At 42.4% G+C, this 17,020-nt stretch carries 20 protein-coding genes and 1 pseudogene; 20 read left to right on the forward strand and 1 reads right to left on the reverse strand.

From position 1 onward, the window contains the following. The 9 genes and pseudogenes from P150_RS17800 to P150_RS15965 form a co-directional block, all read left to right on the forward strand. Positions 1 to 1,239 (forward strand): annotated as a pseudogene (locus P150_RS17800) (hypothetical protein); the annotation flags it as partial. A gap of 389 nt (positions 1,240 to 1,628) precedes the next feature. Next, complete coding sequence (locus P150_RS0104575; RefSeq protein ID WP_155952932.1) at positions 1,629 to 2,774, forward strand: hypothetical protein; 1,146 nt, start codon at positions 1,629 to 1,631, stop codon at positions 2,772 to 2,774. 496 nt (positions 2,775 to 3,270) lie between these two features. Further along, on the forward strand, positions 3,271 to 4,530 hold the full coding sequence (locus tag P150_RS15955) for an RNA-directed DNA polymerase (RefSeq protein WP_051617552.1): 1,260 nt from the start codon (positions 3,271 to 3,273) through the stop codon (positions 4,528 to 4,530). Between the two features lie 3 nt (positions 4,531 to 4,533). Continuing rightward, complete coding sequence (locus tag P150_RS15960) at positions 4,534 to 4,947, forward strand: hypothetical protein (RefSeq protein WP_051617553.1); 414 nt, start codon at positions 4,534 to 4,536, stop codon at positions 4,945 to 4,947. Between the two features lie 3 nt (positions 4,948 to 4,950). After that, positions 4,951 to 5,469, forward strand: a complete 519-nt coding sequence (locus P150_RS0104590) for a hypothetical protein (protein WP_028896664.1) — start codon at positions 4,951 to 4,953, stop codon at positions 5,467 to 5,469. Next, positions 5,453 to 6,052, forward strand: a complete 600-nt coding sequence (locus P150_RS0104595) for an N-acetylmuramoyl-L-alanine amidase (protein WP_028896665.1) — start codon at positions 5,453 to 5,455, stop codon at positions 6,050 to 6,052. Before P150_RS0104590 ends, P150_RS0104595 begins: the two co-directional genes overlap by 17 nt. Next, complete coding sequence (locus P150_RS0104600; protein ID WP_051617554.1) at positions 6,049 to 6,651, forward strand: DUF6549 family protein; 603 nt, start codon at positions 6,049 to 6,051, stop codon at positions 6,649 to 6,651. The genes P150_RS0104595 and P150_RS0104600 overlap by 4 nt, the downstream gene beginning before the upstream one ends. 321 nt (positions 6,652 to 6,972) lie before the next feature. Beyond that, the gene (locus P150_RS0104610; protein WP_028896668.1) at positions 6,973 to 8,181 is read left to right on the forward strand and encodes a phage integrase SAM-like domain-containing protein; all 1,209 of its coding nucleotides are present in this window, start codon (positions 6,973 to 6,975) and stop codon (positions 8,179 to 8,181) included. Between the two features lie 228 nt (positions 8,182 to 8,409). Next, positions 8,410 to 8,907, forward strand: coding sequence for a hypothetical protein (locus P150_RS15965; RefSeq protein ID WP_197018049.1), 498 nt, complete (start codon positions 8,410 to 8,412; stop codon positions 8,905 to 8,907). A gap of 176 nt (positions 8,908 to 9,083) precedes the next feature. On the opposite strand, the gene P150_RS17445 is transcribed toward P150_RS15965, so the two are convergent. Further along, a complete protein-coding gene (locus P150_RS17445) occupies positions 9,084 to 9,260 on the reverse strand; it encodes a hypothetical protein (RefSeq protein WP_155952933.1) in 177 nt (58 codons plus the stop codon). Positions 9,261 to 9,581: 321 nt separating this feature from the next. On the opposite strand from P150_RS17445, the gene P150_RS17450 reads away from it, so the two are divergent. From P150_RS17450 to P150_RS0104675, 11 genes are all read left to right on the forward strand, one after another. Next, complete coding sequence (locus P150_RS17450; protein ID WP_155952934.1) at positions 9,582 to 9,749, forward strand: hypothetical protein; 168 nt, start codon at positions 9,582 to 9,584, stop codon at positions 9,747 to 9,749. Positions 9,750 to 9,800: 51 nt separating this feature from the next. Beyond that, positions 9,801 to 9,977, forward strand: a complete 177-nt coding sequence (locus P150_RS17455) for a hypothetical protein (RefSeq protein WP_155952935.1) — start codon at positions 9,801 to 9,803, stop codon at positions 9,975 to 9,977. Between the two features lie 95 nt (positions 9,978 to 10,072). After that, the gene (locus P150_RS0104635) at positions 10,073 to 10,504 is read left to right on the forward strand and encodes a hypothetical protein (protein ID WP_028896669.1); all 432 of its coding nucleotides are present in this window, start codon (positions 10,073 to 10,075) and stop codon (positions 10,502 to 10,504) included. Between the two features lie 37 nt (positions 10,505 to 10,541). Next, a complete protein-coding gene (locus P150_RS17460) occupies positions 10,542 to 10,688 on the forward strand; it encodes a hypothetical protein (protein ID WP_155952936.1) in 147 nt (48 codons plus the stop codon). 3 nt (positions 10,689 to 10,691) lie between these two features. Then, on the forward strand, positions 10,692 to 11,369 hold the full coding sequence (locus P150_RS0104640; protein ID WP_028896670.1) for a phosphoadenosine phosphosulfate reductase family protein: 678 nt from the start codon (positions 10,692 to 10,694) through the stop codon (positions 11,367 to 11,369). Further along, positions 11,350 to 12,057, forward strand: a complete 708-nt coding sequence (locus tag P150_RS0104645; RefSeq protein WP_036932077.1) for a hypothetical protein — start codon at positions 11,350 to 11,352, stop codon at positions 12,055 to 12,057. The genes P150_RS0104640 and P150_RS0104645 overlap by 20 nt, the downstream gene beginning before the upstream one ends. A 12-nt stretch (positions 12,058 to 12,069) precedes the next feature. Then, a complete protein-coding gene (locus P150_RS15970; protein ID WP_051617555.1) occupies positions 12,070 to 12,645 on the forward strand; it encodes a hypothetical protein in 576 nt (191 codons plus the stop codon). After that, positions 12,638 to 13,915 (forward strand): PBSX family phage terminase large subunit, encoded by a 1,278-nt coding sequence (locus tag P150_RS0104655; protein ID WP_028896672.1) that lies wholly within the window; start codon positions 12,638 to 12,640, stop codon positions 13,913 to 13,915. Before P150_RS15970 ends, P150_RS0104655 begins: the two co-directional genes overlap by 8 nt. Positions 13,916 to 14,085: 170 nt before the next feature. Next, the gene (locus P150_RS0104665; protein ID WP_028896673.1) at positions 14,086 to 15,579 is read left to right on the forward strand and encodes a phage portal protein; all 1,494 of its coding nucleotides are present in this window, start codon (positions 14,086 to 14,088) and stop codon (positions 15,577 to 15,579) included. Between the two features lie 188 nt (positions 15,580 to 15,767). Beyond that, on the forward strand, positions 15,768 to 16,421 hold the full coding sequence (locus P150_RS0104670) for a hypothetical protein (protein ID WP_028896674.1): 654 nt from the start codon (positions 15,768 to 15,770) through the stop codon (positions 16,419 to 16,421). Positions 16,422 to 16,426: 5 nt separating this feature from the next. Beyond that, on the forward strand, positions 16,427 to 17,014 hold the full coding sequence (locus P150_RS0104675; RefSeq protein ID WP_028896675.1) for a head fiber protein: 588 nt from the start codon (positions 16,427 to 16,429) through the stop codon (positions 17,012 to 17,014). Positions 17,015 to 17,020 lie beyond the last annotated feature (6 nt).

The raw sequence follows: 17,020 nt of genomic DNA on the forward strand, positions 1-17,020 counted from the left end.
GCATTTTGGGTAAAAGCAAATGCTCCAATACAGCTTAATATGGGCTTTATGAATCCGAAAGGCGATAAGAGAGTTGCACCATATAAGTATTTTACAGCCGATACAAAATGGAAACGAGTTGTATATACATTTGTGGCAACAGGAGATAGCCAACCCGATACAGAATTGTTTTTCCGCACCGATACAGCTGATATGCAATTTGCAAACTTATATATGACAAAGTTTGTTTTAGTTGAGGGGAACAAAGCCCCCGAATGGAACTCAAGCAACCAAGAGGTACAGAGCATGATTAAGGCTAACAAGGATTTATTAAAAGCCATTACCCAAAACTACACACAAATTGAGGGTGGGCTTATCCTATCCACATTCTTAAAGCTGGGCGCATTACAAAAAAGTGATGCTTGGGTTGAGAGTGCAGGCTTAAAAGCTATGCTCAATAGTACAGATGAGATTGCTGCATATTTTGGAGGCACTTACCAAGAGGCATTGGCAGGAAACAATGAGGGTATGACTATTATATATCACAATGGAAAGCTGAAAGCACTCAACGCAGAGATTACAGGTACTATAAATGCTACAAATGGAACTTTTAGTGGAAAATTAGATGGTGTTACAGGTACTTTCCGAGTTTTACAAGCTCTTGATAGTAACGGTAATGTAAAGGCAGAGATTGGCTTTAATTCCAGTGAGGGGAAGCTGTATTTTAGTGGAGATATGCAGCACCAAGGAACTAAGGACGGACGTAGCTTGCGCTTTTATTCCTCTGATATTTGGTGTCGTGGCTCATTTGGAGCAAGAGAAAGAAACTTGTTAGTTATCAAGGGAGCTTATGGTTATTATTATCCAAACGGTGTGTACACAGATGGCAACTATGTAAGTTTAGCATCTAAAACCAGTAGTAATGGGGAAAGATATTATGAGGTTGATTGCTATGGGCGAACTGGCGATTACAGCGGTTTCCCTGTTGATACCATAATCTTTAACATACAAGGTGGCTCTGTATTTCAATACTGCTTAAATGCTGCTGCAACACAAAGAATAATGATTATCAATGGTAATGATAGCAGCAATAATGTTAAAATCTTCTCCAATGGTAGAGCAGTTGTTTGGAATGGTGGAGAGATTGCAGAGGTCGTGCAAATGCCTACTCCCTCTTCATTCACAACACCAAGCATAAATACAAATCATTTAGGTGCTGGTTTGTTGGTGGGAGCTTTTAGAGATAATAACTGGCAATAATTGCCTATACTTTCAAAAGTTAGACAAACAAAGCGTGAATATAACTAACGCTTTTCGTATTTTTGAAGCGTAGAAGAATAAACAAATAATAATTAAACAATAGCCAAATGGGATTACTTATTGGTGTTGGGAACACAGTACCCAAATTTCCATACCAAGAGTTATGGTATGGCATTCGCATTAACCTCAAAAATGGAGGGCATAATGTAGCAGATGGTAAGGTTGAGCGTGTGGGGAACTTAGACCTACATCGCTCATTGCCTATACAGAAACGTATTAGGCGTTATGTAGCACATGAAGATGGAACGGTTAATTATTGGCTGGGGGCTAACGATAGCACCTTAAAAGAGGGAGGAGGAGCTGCAAAACTTAATGCTGTTGATGGTATTGTGCAACTCTACAAGCCCGATTATTACCGTAAGTTTGAGTTCGATGGGGATTACCTCCTTGTAGCCATTAGTGAGGTTGCATTGCCTGGATTTACACGTATGAAAGAGAAATCTCGTAGTCCGTGGCTGGCAACATTCAACCGCACAAACAATAAGCCCACCTGTGCATCTTTCCTACAATGGGAAAGCAACGGCTCTGTAAAGCGTGTTGCTGAAACAGGGCTGCTTGACCTACTCCCAAATGCAGCAGATTACAGAGGCGGTACTAATGTTACTGGCAACGATGGAAAGCCAACAAGCGTGCTGGGTATGCCTGCAACAAGCACCAACAAGGCTACTATACGGACACGGTGCAAGAGTTTGGGCGACAACTGGCATTGTGGAGGTTGGCGTTTTCGTGAAGAAATGAGCTGGTTAATGGCTATTGAATTTGGAGAACTTGATAGCCAAGCTCCTTACAATGCTCAAAAAACAGAAGATGGGTTTGCGCAAGGAGGATTGGGCAACGGCTCTTATGTAGGTGGAGAATGGGGAGGTTTTAATGGCTGGCAGCCATTTATTCCTGCTGGTATCACTGCCAAGCTGGGTAACAATACTGGAGTTGTTGATTACCTAATTAAAGAGTGGAAGAGCGGAGTAGATAAAACCATTAAAGTAGCCAGTTACAGAGGCTGGGAGCAACCGCAACAATACCTGTGGGAGCATAACGATGATGTGCTGGTATTCTATACACCTTTTGCAGATGGTGGAGCTTGTAAGTTGTATTTATGTAGTGACCCTGCAAAGTTTACCACTCCAAGCGACCACGCAGGGGAAAATGTAGATGGTTATCAAGAATTAGGATTGCTACCTACTGGTAGTAACTACATTTCTGAAATGGGAGTTGCCAATGGCTACTCTTTCCCAAGTAGCGTAACAGGTGGAGCTGCTAATAAGAATTATTGCGACTATTTTTGGAGGCAGACAGTAAATGCCACAAACAATGCTGATGGCTGGTATCAACTCCTCTCCTCTGCTGGTGCGTACTATTCGGAGCATGCGGGTGTTCGCTGTGCGTATGCGCTTCATCGAGGTGCGGATACGGGTGCGGTTGCGACGTGGGGTTTCCCCTTGTGCCTTGAATTTCCGAGTTCCGATGGCATTTAGTTTTGTTTGAGTAAAATATTGCTCTGTGTGAGTTCATAATAATACGGTTACGGTGGTTCGGGAACTCCTCTCCTCTGCTAATGCGAACAATTCGGAGAATGCGGGTGTTCGCTGTGCGAATGCGAATAATCGAGGTGCGAATACGAATGCGAATTGGGGTTTCCCCTTATACCATAATTACGGTTTTCCCTTTTAAGGAGAATCTTTGCAACCACCGTAAACCTTGCCTCACAAAAGCACCTTATACAAGGGTGCTGGCAAAAGAATATGGTTAAAATAAAGTGCTGGTAGATTGTGGTTTACCACAAGTGCGAAAGCTCTTATAAAACAATGGCACATAAGATATATGCAAATAGTGAGAATGGGTATTGGAGGGTATGCAACCCTCTAAACGTGCTAAGAGCTACGAATAATACCATACGTGGCAAAATGAATAGACACGATGTAAAAGATTACTAAAACGTGCTATTGTGATGCTATAAAAAATGTATGGGAGATGCTGGAATATCAAACATTCAAGCCATCAAAATACACAGAGAAAACTATTTTTGATGTGAAGCAACGCAACCTCAAAATAGCACCGCTATACCCCGATAGAATAGTACACCACTGCTTGATAGATGTTATTGAGGAAGATTTGCGCAAGATTTTTATTGCCAATACCTATGCTTGCATTAAAGGGCGTGGAATACATAAGTGCCTAACCGATTTGAACCGTGCGTTACAAAAAGATAAAGCAGGTACAAAGTATTGCCTAAAAATAGATGTAAGGCATTATTACGATAGCATTGTACATAGCATACTCAAAGATATAATAGCAAAAAGCTATGGGGATAAAAAGCTGCTTTGGCTTATGCACCTTATAATAGATAGTACAGAGGGCGATATTGGTTTACCAATAGGCTTTTTAACAAGCCAGCATTTTGCAAATTGGTATTTAAGCCCATTTGACCATTGGGTTAAAGAGGTGTTGCGTGTAAGGTATTATTACAGGTATATGGACGATATTGTAATACTCGCTAATAGTAAAGCAAAACTGCACTATATACTTGAACAAGTAAGAGAGTACTTGCAAACAAAGCTAAGGCTAACTATAAAAGCAAACTGGCAAATATTCCCAGTAGATGCACGCAGTATAGACTTTGTAGGTTACAAAAGCAACCATTACAATATATTGGCACGAAAAAGCATTTTGTACACCTATTGGAGAAAGTTGAAAAGGCTGCAAAATAGTTATGGAGCGATGACAGAAAGCGAGTTGCGACATAAGCTATCTGCACACTTTGGCTGGCTGCAACATTGCTCAAACAAGCATTATAAAGAGATAATAAGTTTAACATTAAAACAGATAAGAATAAAACAAATGGAAGAAAAAAGATTGAGTACAGGCTTGCATAGCGATAGCGTGCAGCCCACGTTTGATGTGATTGATAGAGCGAAAGGTACAACGCTGTACAATTTCAACCAGCACTACGAGCAAGTAGATGATGAGCAAGGTAAAAAGCACAAGGTTAATGTGTATGATAGCCTTTTGTGTTATTACCCTGTTACTGCCAATACTGTATTGGAAACTCTCATTATGGCTAAGTATAGCGATAACCTTGAGAAGAAACTGCTCAACGATTATAACGCAGCAGTAGCAGGTATTGAGGACGAAAGCAAGAAGCAGCCGTACCTTGATTTCCTTGCAGAGCGTAAGGCTTTGCGTGCTATGGTTGATGCAGATTGTGCAACTAATAACATTCCTATGGAGTAAGATATGACAGAGGAAACTTACGATTTTGCAGACCTCCCACTGCAAGGGGACGGAGCAAACCCACAAAAGCCAAGTGGAGATTACCCCAGTATAGACACTGTAATAAATAAGCCTATTTGGTGTACAGGTTTTACAGAAGATGTTGATACTGAAAATGGCAAACGCACTCTTATACGATTTAAGTGGGATTTGGGAGAGGCTGAAACGGCTTTTTGGACGAGCAGCAAGAAACTGCTTGCCATTGTAAAACACCCAAATATCCGTTTTCCTTTCCATACCATTATTAAGGTAGTACTCATTAGAGAAATGGCTGGCTTTGAGTTTCGCAGCGCAAAAGAAGCCATATCGCAAGATGATATAGATGCGTACAACCTCTATTTAATGAAGAAACGTAGTTATATGAAGCAAAGGAGATAAAGTATGAATTCAATCCTTAATTATGAGCAGTTACGCCTTATAGTCGTTACTGTAATTAGCACCCTATTAGGTATGATTACGCCTACTAATGGGTTTGTTTTAGCTCTCATTATTATGAGTAGCTGGAATATATGGTGTGGTATGCGTGCAGATGGTGTGGTTATACACACCTGCAAGAATTTTAATAAAAAGAAATTCAGAGGAGCATTAAAAGAATTGTTGCTTTACATTGCTATTATTTACCTCATACATTCTGTAATGGTTATGTGTGGAGATAAGGCAATAGCCTTGTATGCTGTAAAGAGCATAACTTATGTATTTGCATACGTTTACCTACAACACTCATTTCGCAATTTAACTATTGCATACCCTAACAACCTTGCAATATGGGTTATTTACCTTGTTATACGTTTGGAATTTAAGCGAGCAATGCCCAGCCATATTAAACCTATTATTGAGCAATACGAGCAAAAGAAAGCAAAACAAAAAGAAGAGGAGGCAAAAAATGAAAGTAATAATTGATAATGGACACGGCAAGGACACACTGGGCAAACGTAGCCCAGTGTGGGCTGATGGCTCACAGTTATTCGAGTGGAGGTATGCACGAGAAATAGCCGTAATACTGGAGCAAGAACTTGTAGGGCGAGGCATTGATGCAGTACGCATTGTACCCGAAGATACAGATATATCGTTACGAGAACGATGTAATAGGGTGAACAAGCTATGCGCAAAAGTAGGAGCTAAAAACTGCCTGCTTGTAAGCATACATTGTAATGCTGCTGGAAATGCAGGGAAGCCTATGCAAGCAAGAGGCTGGAGTGTGTTTGTAGGGCTTAACGCCTCACAAAATAGCAAATCATTAGCAACCCTTTTCAGCGCAAGTGCAGAGGCGCAAGGCTTAAAGGTGCGTGTTAGCTCTCCAAACCAAAGATACTGGGTGCAAAACCTTGCTATGTGTAGAGATACCAAATGCCCAGCAGTGCTAACTGAAAACTTATTTATGGACAACGAACAGGATTGCAAACTGCTACTCTCTAATGAGGGGAAACAGAAAATCGTTGAAACGCACGTGCAGGCAATCCTTGATTACATTAGTATGATATGAAAAGGTATTTAATTGTATTATTGCTTGCTGCTGTTGCGTTGGCATTTGGAGCTATACAAAGGTGTAGCAAGCTGAAAGAGGAGAACAAAAGGTTGGCAAATAACCAAACCGCTCTTATGCAAGAGGTTAAATTGTACAAAACCCAAGATGGTAAAAATGCTGCAAAGGTTGTTGAGCTATCTCTGAAAGGGAAAGAGTTTAAGCAACTCAATAGCTACCTTAAAGAGGAGGTAGAGAGGCTGGGGCTAAAAATTAAAAACCTCAAATCAGCTACCAGCACCATAACGCTTACCAGTTTGAAGATTGATACTGTTATAAAAGACAGTATTGTATTTTTACCAGCCAAAGGCATAACAGATACACTCAAATGTTTCAGCTACAACGATAGCTGGATAAATGCCAGTGGGTGTATAGGTGCTGATAATAGGTTTCAAGGTACATTTGAGAGCAACGACACTATTTCTATTATTGCTCACAGAGTACCTAAACGCTTCTTATTCTTCCGCTGGGGTTGCAAAGCGATAGAAGTTGAGGTTGTAAGCCATAACCCACACACAAAAATAAATTACGCAAAGATGATAGAGTTTCAAAGAAAATAGCTATTTTTGCAGCACATAACCACCGAGCTTTACACGCATTTTTTTGCAGTTGTGGCTCAAATGTGGTTCAAAATAGAATTACAAGTGCTTCCAATGGACTGACCCACAGCACAATAATAAGAATTGGCTATTAGCTTCCGGTTCTGAAGGTCTTGGGTTTGAATCCCAACGGAGTCACCATCACGGAACAAGCGTAAGCCCAATGAATAAAGGGTTTTCACTTGTTCCTTTTTATCTTTATCAGTATTCGTAATGTTTAAAAGTGGCATTTAAACGCCAAAAGTAATTCCAATTTGTTTTAGCAAAATTTTAGCAATAGTTATGGCAACATTCAAAGCGACTATATTCAAGGACAGGCAACGGTCAGATAAGACGTGGAACGTGGTAATACGGTTCACGCACGACAGAAAGGTAAGATACCTCTCCACAACTATGTACGTAACGAAAAAGGACATAACGGCTTCCTATAAAATAAAGAACGCAGACATTCTCGACCGATGTAACGACCTGATAAAAGTCTATCGGGAACGAGTGAATGAATTAGACTTGGAATTTAACGAGATAGATATTGACACGATTATTTCTTATCTCAAACAGAAGAAAGAAAATAATGGAGTATCCTTTACTGATTTTGCTCATAAATGGATGGCGAAGCACACCGAAATAAAGGGAATGAAGAACTACAAGACCTCTCTTAATTCATTCTGTGCCTTTATGGGACGAGATAATATACTATGTGATGAAATTACCGTAAAGATAATGAAAGCCTTTGAGGAAGCCTTAAAAGGCCGTCCACGAGCACAATCGCTATACCCTAACTGTATCGTCCGTATCTTCAATGAAGCAAGAGACTACTACAACGATGAGGATAACGATATTATCCGTATCAAGCACTCGCTAAGGAAGTATAAGCCGGTAGAGCAGAATGTGGCGGAGAAGCGTGCGTTAGACGTGGAAACGATAAGAAAAATATTTTCCCTACCTTATAGTAGGGAAATACAGAGAAATGGAAAATTAAGTAAGCGCAATCTCGCCCTTGACTGCTTCAGGCTGTCTTTCGGCCTAATGGGCATGAATTCGGCAGACCTTTATAATGCCACTGATTTTGATGGGAAGACTATCACGTACAATAGAATGAAGACCAAGGATAGGCGTAGCGATAAGGCAGAGATACGTGTGGACGTACATTCTAGTCTTGTCCCCTTAGTGGAAAAGTATCAAGGAGAAGGACGTGTATTTAATTTCTTTAAGCGTTTTTCAACTATGGAATCATTTAATAAAGCAATAAACAGCGGGTTAAAGAGCATAGGAGAAGAATTAGGTGTAGAACGGCTTCAGTTCTATGCCGCACGGCATTCCTTTGCTACTATTGCCGTGAACGACGTAGGAATAAGTAAGTATGTTGTAAATGACATGCTGAACCATATAGACCCTGCATTGAAAGTCACGGAATTGTATATCAGAAAGGATTTCAAGGCAATAAATGATGCGAATGTAAAAGTTTTAGATTATGTGCTAAATGAAAACTAACACAGCACTTAACACACGAGCTAACACAGCAAGCACCTTTGTAATTATCTGCAATTATGACACTTATAGAGTTGGGAAAAGAAAACTAACACACAACCTAACACAGCAGGTAACACAGCATAATATATTGTATTTGTCGTGTAATTTTGATATAACGAAACAAGATTTATCTAAGCAGAATTTGCTTTTCGATAATTTTTGCTATATTTTTGCAGGAAAACCTACAAAATGGAGCAGATAATCGAGACTATCAGAAGAATAGAGAAAGCACGCACGGCACTCCGTCAGGCGATAGTGGAAAATGAACTGGCAACATCACCGAAATTGAAAGATTTATCCTTGATGCCGAAGATGTACGAGGTGTTCGAGGAAATGAAAGGGCGCAATATAACAGTAAATGACCGCAAGGAATTTATCTTTGCAGTCATTTACCTGTATTCGCCTTGTAAATTCTTCGGAGGAAAGATGCCGCAGGGGATGCGCAAGGCCATCAGCAGAACGATGAAGATTGACAGTACCTGCATTTCCCGAACCTGCACGGAACTGATGGTGCTATACACCACCTATTCCGACTTCAGGCAGGGAGTGGACGAGCTGCTTAATGCAGTGTTGAAGAAGTTAGAGAGATTATCTTTCATGGCTTTCTCCCGAACGGCATCATTGATAAACCTGTTCTTGTTGGGTTGCGCATCAATAATTGTTACAAGGTCTATGTCTGCCTTGTAGTGATAGTCTTTCCCTATGCGAGGTGGTCTTCCCGCACCTACTCTTCTACCTCCACTTTTGCCTTTTGTTCCTACCATATTATCCTTTTATTAACCACTCTGCCGCCAATTCTATAAAATCAAACTGTGTCATATTCTTTGCCCGTAATGCCGATAGCGCAGCATTTAGGTTAATGATTAATCTTCAGAAACTCTTACAATGTAATATCTTTCGTCTTCTTCGTCGAAAGATTCGATTGATACGCTAATTGTAGTCTGCCAGTCGCCGTTCATTTCGCCGTCAATCTCAAACTGCTGCTCTGGCTCTGTAATGCGATAGGTATCTTCAACGACATTGTAGCCGAAACGGCTCATCTGGTCGAGAACCTGCGCCTTAACCCCTTCTGATTCTTCGCCGTGATGTTTGATTCGATAACTAAATTCTTCATAATAATTACAGTTGTTGCGGTGTGTCTCACCGTTCTAATCGTTTTGTTTCTAAATCACGATGCAAAGATAAACATTATCTTTCAAAGGTGTACACTTTTACTCTTTTATTTAATATATTTTAGTGTACACTTATTCAAATGTTAAAGTTAGGTTAAAAAGCATCTTTGATGTGCACTAAATCAAATATGATAGTTATCTTTGCATCGTGATTAAGAATAAAAGTAGTAACAATTAAACATTACGATTATGAACGCAGACATTTTTTCAGATGCAGAAGTTATTGCAATTTTTAACAAAGCTCTCAACGAGCCTACATTAGAAGAGAAAGAGACAAAGAGAGTGAGAAGAGCAAGACGGGCAAAGATAGACTTCTTCAATCTTGAAGAAGTTACAGAGAGAGAGATAAATTTATGAACTTATAAAGGTAACGAGGCGGCTAACCACCGCCTCACAATACAAAGAGATATGACGCAGATTGTAGTAGAGTTCTATGCTCGCAAAAAGAGTCTTTGGGGCGAAGAAAGATTAGAGCGCAAGATTGTCAAAACAGGCAAGAGTACCATTGAAGAAGCGTATGATGTGGCAGTGGCGAATGGGCATAACCCAAACAAAAATATACGCTGGTGGTCAGAACCCATGTAAATTGCAACAATCCGCTCGTTGTGGCTTATCACAGGGTGGATTTCTTTTTTATAATAATATTTAACCGTACCTTTGAGGTGCACAAATTTTTCAATATGAAAATTAAAGTAAATGGTCAAGAGTACGAGGCATACGACCTCGTAATGCGCAGAGAGAACGCAGAGGCAATCATTGACGGTAAGAAGCAGATGGAGATACGCAGTTTCAACAGTCATTATATGGGCTTGTTTTACGACAAAGAGAAGCGTAAGGCACTCGACCCGAACGACCCGAACGCAGAAGAGCCGTTTAAGGACATTCAATTTGTCAGATTCCACAATTACAATTATTCGTGGTATCTTGACGTGCAGATAGACGAGATAGGCAGCTTAATCCTCGACAAAGAGGGTATCGGCGGCTTGCAAGATGATTTCAATTTCCATGAGTTGGACGACGAACTTGAAAGATACAAGGACACCCCAGCCGATGAGATACCTCTTGTTTTCTACCTGCATATAAAAAAGATTGTAGGGCGTAAAGCCATATAATTCACGATAACATTAGTTACATTCAAAAGGTTGAGTTATGTCAAGAGAACCTTATGCCACGGACGCCAAGGGCAACAAGTACTATTCCCGAAAAGAGTACGAAGATGCACGTAGAAGGGCGTCAAACACGGCCGCTCATAGAAAGGCTTATGTGTTTAAGAAAATCAAGGCTTTAGCATCTTAATCTATGATTAGGGCAACTGAAATCATAGACAGGGTAGCCGAAGAGACCGACAGGGTTATATTGTTCCACTCGGCATCGGGTAAGGACAGTATAGCCCTTTTGGACTTGATTGCGCCACGCTTTAAGGAGGTGGTGTGTGCATATATGTATATCGTGAAGGACTTGCAGCATATCAACAGGTACATCAGCTATGCCGTGAACAAATACCCCAATGTTCGCTTTGTGCAGATTCCTCACTTCGCCCTTGCCTCCTATCGCAAGGTTGGCTATATGGGTTGTGCGAAGAATGAGAAGCAGAAGCAGCTGACAATGGCGAAGCTAACGGATATCGTGCGTGAGAGATACGATATCGAGTGGGCCTTCTTCGGATTCAAGAAGTCGGACAGCCTTTACAGGCGAGCAATGCTAAGGACGTATGAGGACGAGGCGATAAACAGGAAAACCAAGAAATGTTATCCGTTGTCTCCCTACAAGAACAAGGACGTACTGGCATATATCGAGCGTGAGGGGCTAATCAAACCCGAAAGGTATGGTAACGCACAATCGGCAGGGACGAATATCAGCGATATGGATTATCTGCTGTGGTTGAGAGAGAACTTCCCACAAGATTTGCAGAAGATATTAAAAGAGTTCCCTTTGGTAGAAAGGTTGATTTTTGAGTATGACAATAAAGACAAGTGAAACCTCCGTAATCAAGCGGTCGCAGATAAATCTCAATCCGCTCAACCCAAAGCGGCATACGGAAGAAGCCATTAAGTTGCAAAAGAAGAACCTGCAAAAAATAGGCTTTCTCGGTGGTATTGTTTGGAACAGGATAACGGGAAACCTTATAGACGGACATCGCAGGGTGTACGCTATGGACTTGTTGTATAAGTATGATGGAAGGAAGGAAACAGACTATGACATCAAGGTAGAGGTGTGTGAGTTGGACGACAAAACAGAAAAAGAGCAGCTTACCTATATGGCGGTCGGGAATACTAAAGCCGATTATGATCTCATTGCAAAATACGCTAATGATATTGACATTCATAACGTAGGACTTTCTGACAGCGACATTAAGGATATTCTTTCTTTTACTGATACGGACATTGAATCAGTCACGGACAGTATAGACGATTTAATACTCCCACCTGCCGAAGAAGAGAAACCAATACCATTAGAAAAGACAGCGGAAGAGAAGAAGCAGCACGTAAAGGATATAAAAGAACAGGTTAAAGAAAATGCCGAAAAAAGACAGGTAGACGAAGAGGCATATATCATGCTTTCCTTTACCAATTCTGAAAACAAACAGGCTTTCTGTGATTTGTTCGGAATTGATATATCAGATAAATTTATGAAGGGAGAGAAACTCCTTGAAATGATGGATTAAATATAAACAGTTATGGCAAAACCCAAACACGACTACGACAACATAGATTTCTTCAAGCGCATAGAAGCACTTGCAATGAATGGTTATACGGATGAGGAGATAGCAAATGAACTCGACCTCGCAGCAGACGTGTTTGGGGCTATGAAGAATGGCAACTATCAAGGGTGGAATGAAGAGGAAAACAAACGCAGAGGAAGTGAAATTTATAGGGTATTAGCGCATGGTCGCACCCGTATCAATGCCCTTGTACGCTCCGCCTACCTCAAAGGAGCTTTCGGTGGAAAGAAGACAAAATCGAAAATCGTCAAGTATGTGCAGGATAAATGCTACTGCATGGGGCAGGACAAGAAATGCCCAAAGTGTGGCGGTACAGGTTGGGTTGTCCTTACTGACAAGGCGGTAGTGCAGGAGGGCGAGACAGAACTTCCACCGAATATGCAAGCCCTCGCCATGTGGATGTACCACCACGACCCCGAATGGCGCAAAGTGGAGAGGAAACAAGACGAGGAAGCAATCGACATTCCGACAGACATCAATCACGGCGTAGATATTGGCAAGTGGATAGAAAAGGAGGTTAGCAATGATTAAGACCTTTCCAATCTATTATCCGCTGTACCAGAATACGGATAAGTTTATTATCCTCATTACAGGAGGTCGTGGTAGCGGTAAGTCGTTCAGTACCTCTACATTCCTCGAACGGCTGACCTTTGAAATGACCCCAGTGGAGAAAATAGTGCATCAGATACTCTATACTCGCTATACTATGGTTTCTGCCAATATCTCCATTATCCCCGAGTTCTTGGAAAAGGCAGAGTTAGACGGCACACAAAAGTATTTCCGTTCCACCCGTTCAGAGGTTATTAACCGAATGACAGGTAGCAAGGTAATGTTTCGTGGTCTTAAGACTTCCAGCGGTACACAAACGGCAAAGTTGAAATCCATTCACGGCATTACTACCTTTGTCGTTGATGAAGCGGAGGAGTGGGTGTCAGAGAAAGAGTTTGAGACTATCATGCTCTCTATCCGTCAAAAAGGAATACAGAACCGAATCATCATCGTGATGAACCCCACGGACAACAACCACTGGGTTTACAGGCGTTTCATCGAGAATACACATAAGGAGGTGATGTATGACGGTGTGCCCGTTCAGATAAGCACTCACCCGAATGTGTTGCACATTCACACTACCTACTTGGATAATATCGAAAACCTTTCTCCAGAGTTTATCAAGGAGGTAGAGGAAATGAAAGCCAACAACCCCGAGAAATACGCTCATACCGTCATGGGCAGGTGGGCAGACGTTGCGGAGGGTGCTGTCTTCAAACATATAGGTGTCGTTAAAGAGTTCCCGAAGTGGTGTAAAAAGGTTGCATTGGGGCAAGATTTCGGCTTCACACACGACCCCAGCGCAGGAATCCTTTGCGGTATTATTGACAACGACTTATACCTCGATGAGTTGTTCTACCACACTGGAATGTTATCTACCGACATCATCAAAGAATTGCGCAAGGTGGATGGCTTAAAGGTTTTCTCCGAGAGTGCCGACCCTCGACTGATACAAGAGATACACAATGCAGGCATAAAAATATACCCAGTGGATAAGAGCGGAAACTCTATTATTGCAGGTATTGATAAAATGCTGTCTTTCGACAATATCTTTGTTACCGAGCGGTCGTATAACCTCCGTAAGGAGTTCCGCAATTATGTATGGGACAAGGACAAAGACGGTAATTATATCAATCAGCCAATAGACGCATGGAATCACGGCATAGACGCTGTTAGGTACTATGTGCTTGGCTGTTTGTTAGGTAAGATTTTGAAACCAAAGGGCGACCTCGCAGCAGCATTTGCCCGATAAAAAGGATAATAAGATGGGAAGACAGAAGAAAATATCCGAGCTTCAAAAACTCTATAACAGTTCTGATGAGAAAAAACAGAAATTCATATTAGACACGCTATCCAATGACATGTTCAAAATGTTTTTCAATGCAACGCTGACAATGAAAAGGAAAAAGAAAGGATAACAATATGGCAACACCGAAGACATTACAGGAAATCCTCGCAATGGAGGACATAGACCAAAAGATAGCCTACCTAAAGAAAGGCAGGCGCACGGCAACTCCTGACACCGGAAAAAACCTTGCTGACTGGGAGCCGAAACGGCACGACATCAATGATGAAACCAAGTACCCGAAGATTAAGGTGCTTGTTCAGATGGAGGAAACGAAGTTTGACGCCGAAACAAATAAAACTATAAAAATCTCTGCCAAATACGATTACAAAGAGCCTAACCGCATAGCCCTCCCTATCGAGCAGGACATTGTGAACATTCAGACAGCGTTCACCGTGGGGACAGAGCCAAAACTCGATTGTACGCCCGAAGATGACAAGGAACGTGGAGTATTTGAGACCCTCAAGCAGGTGTTCAAGAAAGGCAAACTGAAATATCAGAACCGTAAAATAGTCCGTTCGTGGCTGTCCGAGCAAGACGTGGCGGAGTATTGGTATGCTGTGAAAGATGACAGTTTCTGGGCAAGGCTGAAAAGAAAGATTGCAGGGATATTTGGGCATGTAGTCCCCGAGTATCGTCTGAAATCGCAGCTGTGGTCTCCCTTTCGTGGTGATACCCTCTATCCGTTCTATGACGATAGCGGCGATATGGTGGCTTTCTCTCGTGAGTACAAGCGTAAGGACTTAGACGGAAACGAGCATACCGTGTTTATGACCGTTACCGACACTATGGTATATCAGTGGGAATTTGATAAGACGTGGACTGAAAATGCCGAGCGTTCAGTTAAACATGGATTTAAGAAGCTCCCTGTAATCTATGCCCACCGTAGCGAATCTCTTTGCAGCAAGATTAAGCCACAGCGTGAGCGACTGGAGAAGACCCTAAGCGGTTATGCCGATTGCTTGGATTACCACTATCTCCCTATGCTCATGCTCTTTGGCGACCTCAATCCCGAGCTGCTGACTGGTGATGTGAGAAACCGAATGATGCAACTAACAGGAGAGGGTGCTAACGCTAAATACCTCACTTGGAATCAGGCAAGCGACCCTATCAAGGTGGAGATTGAAACTTATTTTAATGAGATATACGCCCTTACCAATACCCCTCGCATATCCTTTGACCAGTTGAAAGGTACAGGTAACGCATTGAGTGGCACAGCGTTCAAATACGTGTTTATGGCTGCCCACATGGCAGTACAGAACCATGCGGAGGAATTAGGACCGTTCTTCCAAAGACGTGTGAACTTCCTCGTTTCTGCCATCGGCTCACTTAACTCTTCTTTGGAGAGTGCTTGTAATACTATTGGCGTGGAAACGGAGATCGTACCGTTTATGATTGACAATGAGCGTGAGAGAGTAGATACAGCTGCGGCTGCTGTGAGTGGTGGCGTGTGGTCGCAGGAACACGGAGTAACCTATTGTAGTAATTATGGCGAGTTACAAGACGAGTTGCTGCAAATCAAGGAGGAGCAACAGGAAAAGGCTGCATTGGCACAGCCGAAAGAGGAGTAACTTCTTTTCAAAGAATATTTATCGTTTACACATTTTCGAGCCGTCTGTACGTGAGTATGGGCGGCTTTTTTATGTCATTTTGCCACAACCGAAGCGTTGTGGCTTATGCGCTGATGAAAAACACAGATTTCCACATTATAAAGTGTAATTTTGGGCAAAAGATTGTTTCAGGATAACACTTTAAGAAAATGAACATTTACGAACAGATTTTGGCAGGTCTCAAAACCAAGTTTCAAGGGGTTGAGGATGCCACCCTCCAGCGTATCGCAAGCAAGAAAGCGGAGGGAGTAACGGACGAGAGTAAGGTAAACTCAATCGTTGAGGGTATCTCCTTTCAGGACGTATTGACAAGTTATGGCGACTATCGGGCTGATGGAGCGCAGAAGACCGCAATCACGAATTACGAGAAGAAGCACAACATCAAGGACGGTAAGCCAGTAGAGGAAACCAAGCCACAAGACCCACCCACAGACCCTAAGCCTAACGAGCCGCAGGATTTGGCTGCACAGATTGCAGCAGCATTGGGTACGGCACTCAAGCCACTATCAGACCGACTGGACGCAATGGACGCAAAGACAAAGGCGGACGCACGCAACCAGCAGATTGACGAGGTGGCAAAGTCGTTTGGTATTCCCGAATTTGCCTACAAGGGCAAAGTAATCGCTGAGGATGCAGACCTTAATCAGTACTTCACGGACTTGAAGCAGGAGATGCAGAACAGCGGTTTTCAGTTCGCCAAGTCTCCCGAAGAGGGAAATCACGAACACCAGAGCGAGGCGAGTGCCATCGCCGACCAAATCAACAAAGGCACTCAAGAGATTGTAGAACAGAATAACAAGTAAAAATTATGGCAGCAGGATTTGTTTATAATTTGAAACCCAAAGAGGTGCAGGAAGAGCGTTACGATGTCTCTACCGGAGTGCGCCGTCGTGGTAACTATATCCTCGACGTGGCAGGGCTGGCAGTAGGCAGTTACCTTCCGTCTTTCCTCCCCATCGCAGCGGATTTGAAAGCCAAGTCCGCAAAAATAGCAGTGCGTGCGCTGGTCGTAGAGACAGCAGACACCACAGCAACGAAAATCAAGGTAGTCAAGAACCCTTATCTCAAAGACGGAATGATATTGGGTACTGGCGCAAAAGGAGCGACTATCCAGTCTATCGACCGCACCAATGCAGATTATGACGAGGTAACACTCGCAGCAGCATTTGGCGCAAAGGTAAACGCAGGAGACGCCCTGTTTGAGGCATCAGCAGCAGACGGTAAAACTCCTAAGATTGTGGCTAACTCCGCCCTCTATGAGAACCATAAGGTAACGGAGGGTATCAACAGCGTTGCACTTCTGATGCGTGCATTTGAAATTGAACCCGAGAAGTTGGTTATGCCGTTCTGTGCGGCTGACAAAGCCAACCTTCCTCATTTCCAGTTTAACGAGTAAAAAGAA

This window comes from Prevotella sp. HUN102, assembly GCF_000688375.1.
Classification (GTDB): Bacteria; Bacteroidota; Bacteroidia; order Bacteroidales; family Bacteroidaceae; genus Prevotella.

Coding starts and splice junctions, on each gene's coding strand:
- P150_RS0104600 (WP_051617554.1), top strand. CDS start 6,049: ATGAAAAGGTATTTAATTGTATTATTGCTTGCTGCTGTTGCGTTGGCA.
- P150_RS0104590 (WP_028896664.1), top strand. CDS start 4,951: ATGAATTCAATCCTTAATTATGAGCAGTTACGCCTTATAGTCGTTACT.
- P150_RS15960 (WP_051617553.1), top strand. CDS start 4,534: ATGACAGAGGAAACTTACGATTTTGCAGACCTCCCACTGCAAGGGGAC.
- P150_RS17460 (WP_155952936.1), top strand. CDS start 10,542: ATGTCAAGAGAACCTTATGCCACGGACGCCAAGGGCAACAAGTACTAT.
- P150_RS0104610 (WP_028896668.1), top strand. CDS start 6,973: ATGGCAACATTCAAAGCGACTATATTCAAGGACAGGCAACGGTCAGAT.
- P150_RS17455 (WP_155952935.1), top strand. CDS start 9,801: ATGACGCAGATTGTAGTAGAGTTCTATGCTCGCAAAAAGAGTCTTTGG.
- P150_RS0104655 (WP_028896672.1), top strand. CDS start 12,638: ATGATTAAGACCTTTCCAATCTATTATCCGCTGTACCAGAATACGGAT.
- P150_RS0104670 (WP_028896674.1), top strand. CDS start 15,768: ATGAACATTTACGAACAGATTTTGGCAGGTCTCAAAACCAAGTTTCAA.
- P150_RS15965 (WP_197018049.1), top strand. CDS start 8,410: ATGGAGCAGATAATCGAGACTATCAGAAGAATAGAGAAAGCACGCACG.
- P150_RS0104635 (WP_028896669.1), top strand. CDS start 10,073: ATGAAAATTAAAGTAAATGGTCAAGAGTACGAGGCATACGACCTCGTA.
- P150_RS17450 (WP_155952934.1), top strand. CDS start 9,582: ATGAACGCAGACATTTTTTCAGATGCAGAAGTTATTGCAATTTTTAAC.
- P150_RS15970 (WP_051617555.1), top strand. CDS start 12,070: ATGGCAAAACCCAAACACGACTACGACAACATAGATTTCTTCAAGCGC.
- P150_RS0104645 (WP_036932077.1), top strand. CDS start 11,350: ATGACAATAAAGACAAGTGAAACCTCCGTAATCAAGCGGTCGCAGATA.
- P150_RS0104595 (WP_028896665.1), top strand. CDS start 5,453: ATGAAAGTAATAATTGATAATGGACACGGCAAGGACACACTGGGCAAA.
- P150_RS17445 (WP_155952933.1), bottom strand. CDS start 9,260: ATGAGCCGTTTCGGCTACAATGTCGTTGAAGATACCTATCGCATTACA.
- P150_RS0104665 (WP_028896673.1), top strand. CDS start 14,086: ATGGCAACACCGAAGACATTACAGGAAATCCTCGCAATGGAGGACATA.
- P150_RS0104640 (WP_028896670.1), top strand. CDS start 10,692: ATGATTAGGGCAACTGAAATCATAGACAGGGTAGCCGAAGAGACCGAC.
- P150_RS15955 (WP_051617552.1), top strand. CDS start 3,271: ATGCTGGAATATCAAACATTCAAGCCATCAAAATACACAGAGAAAACT.
- P150_RS0104675 (WP_028896675.1), top strand. CDS start 16,427: ATGGCAGCAGGATTTGTTTATAATTTGAAACCCAAAGAGGTGCAGGAA.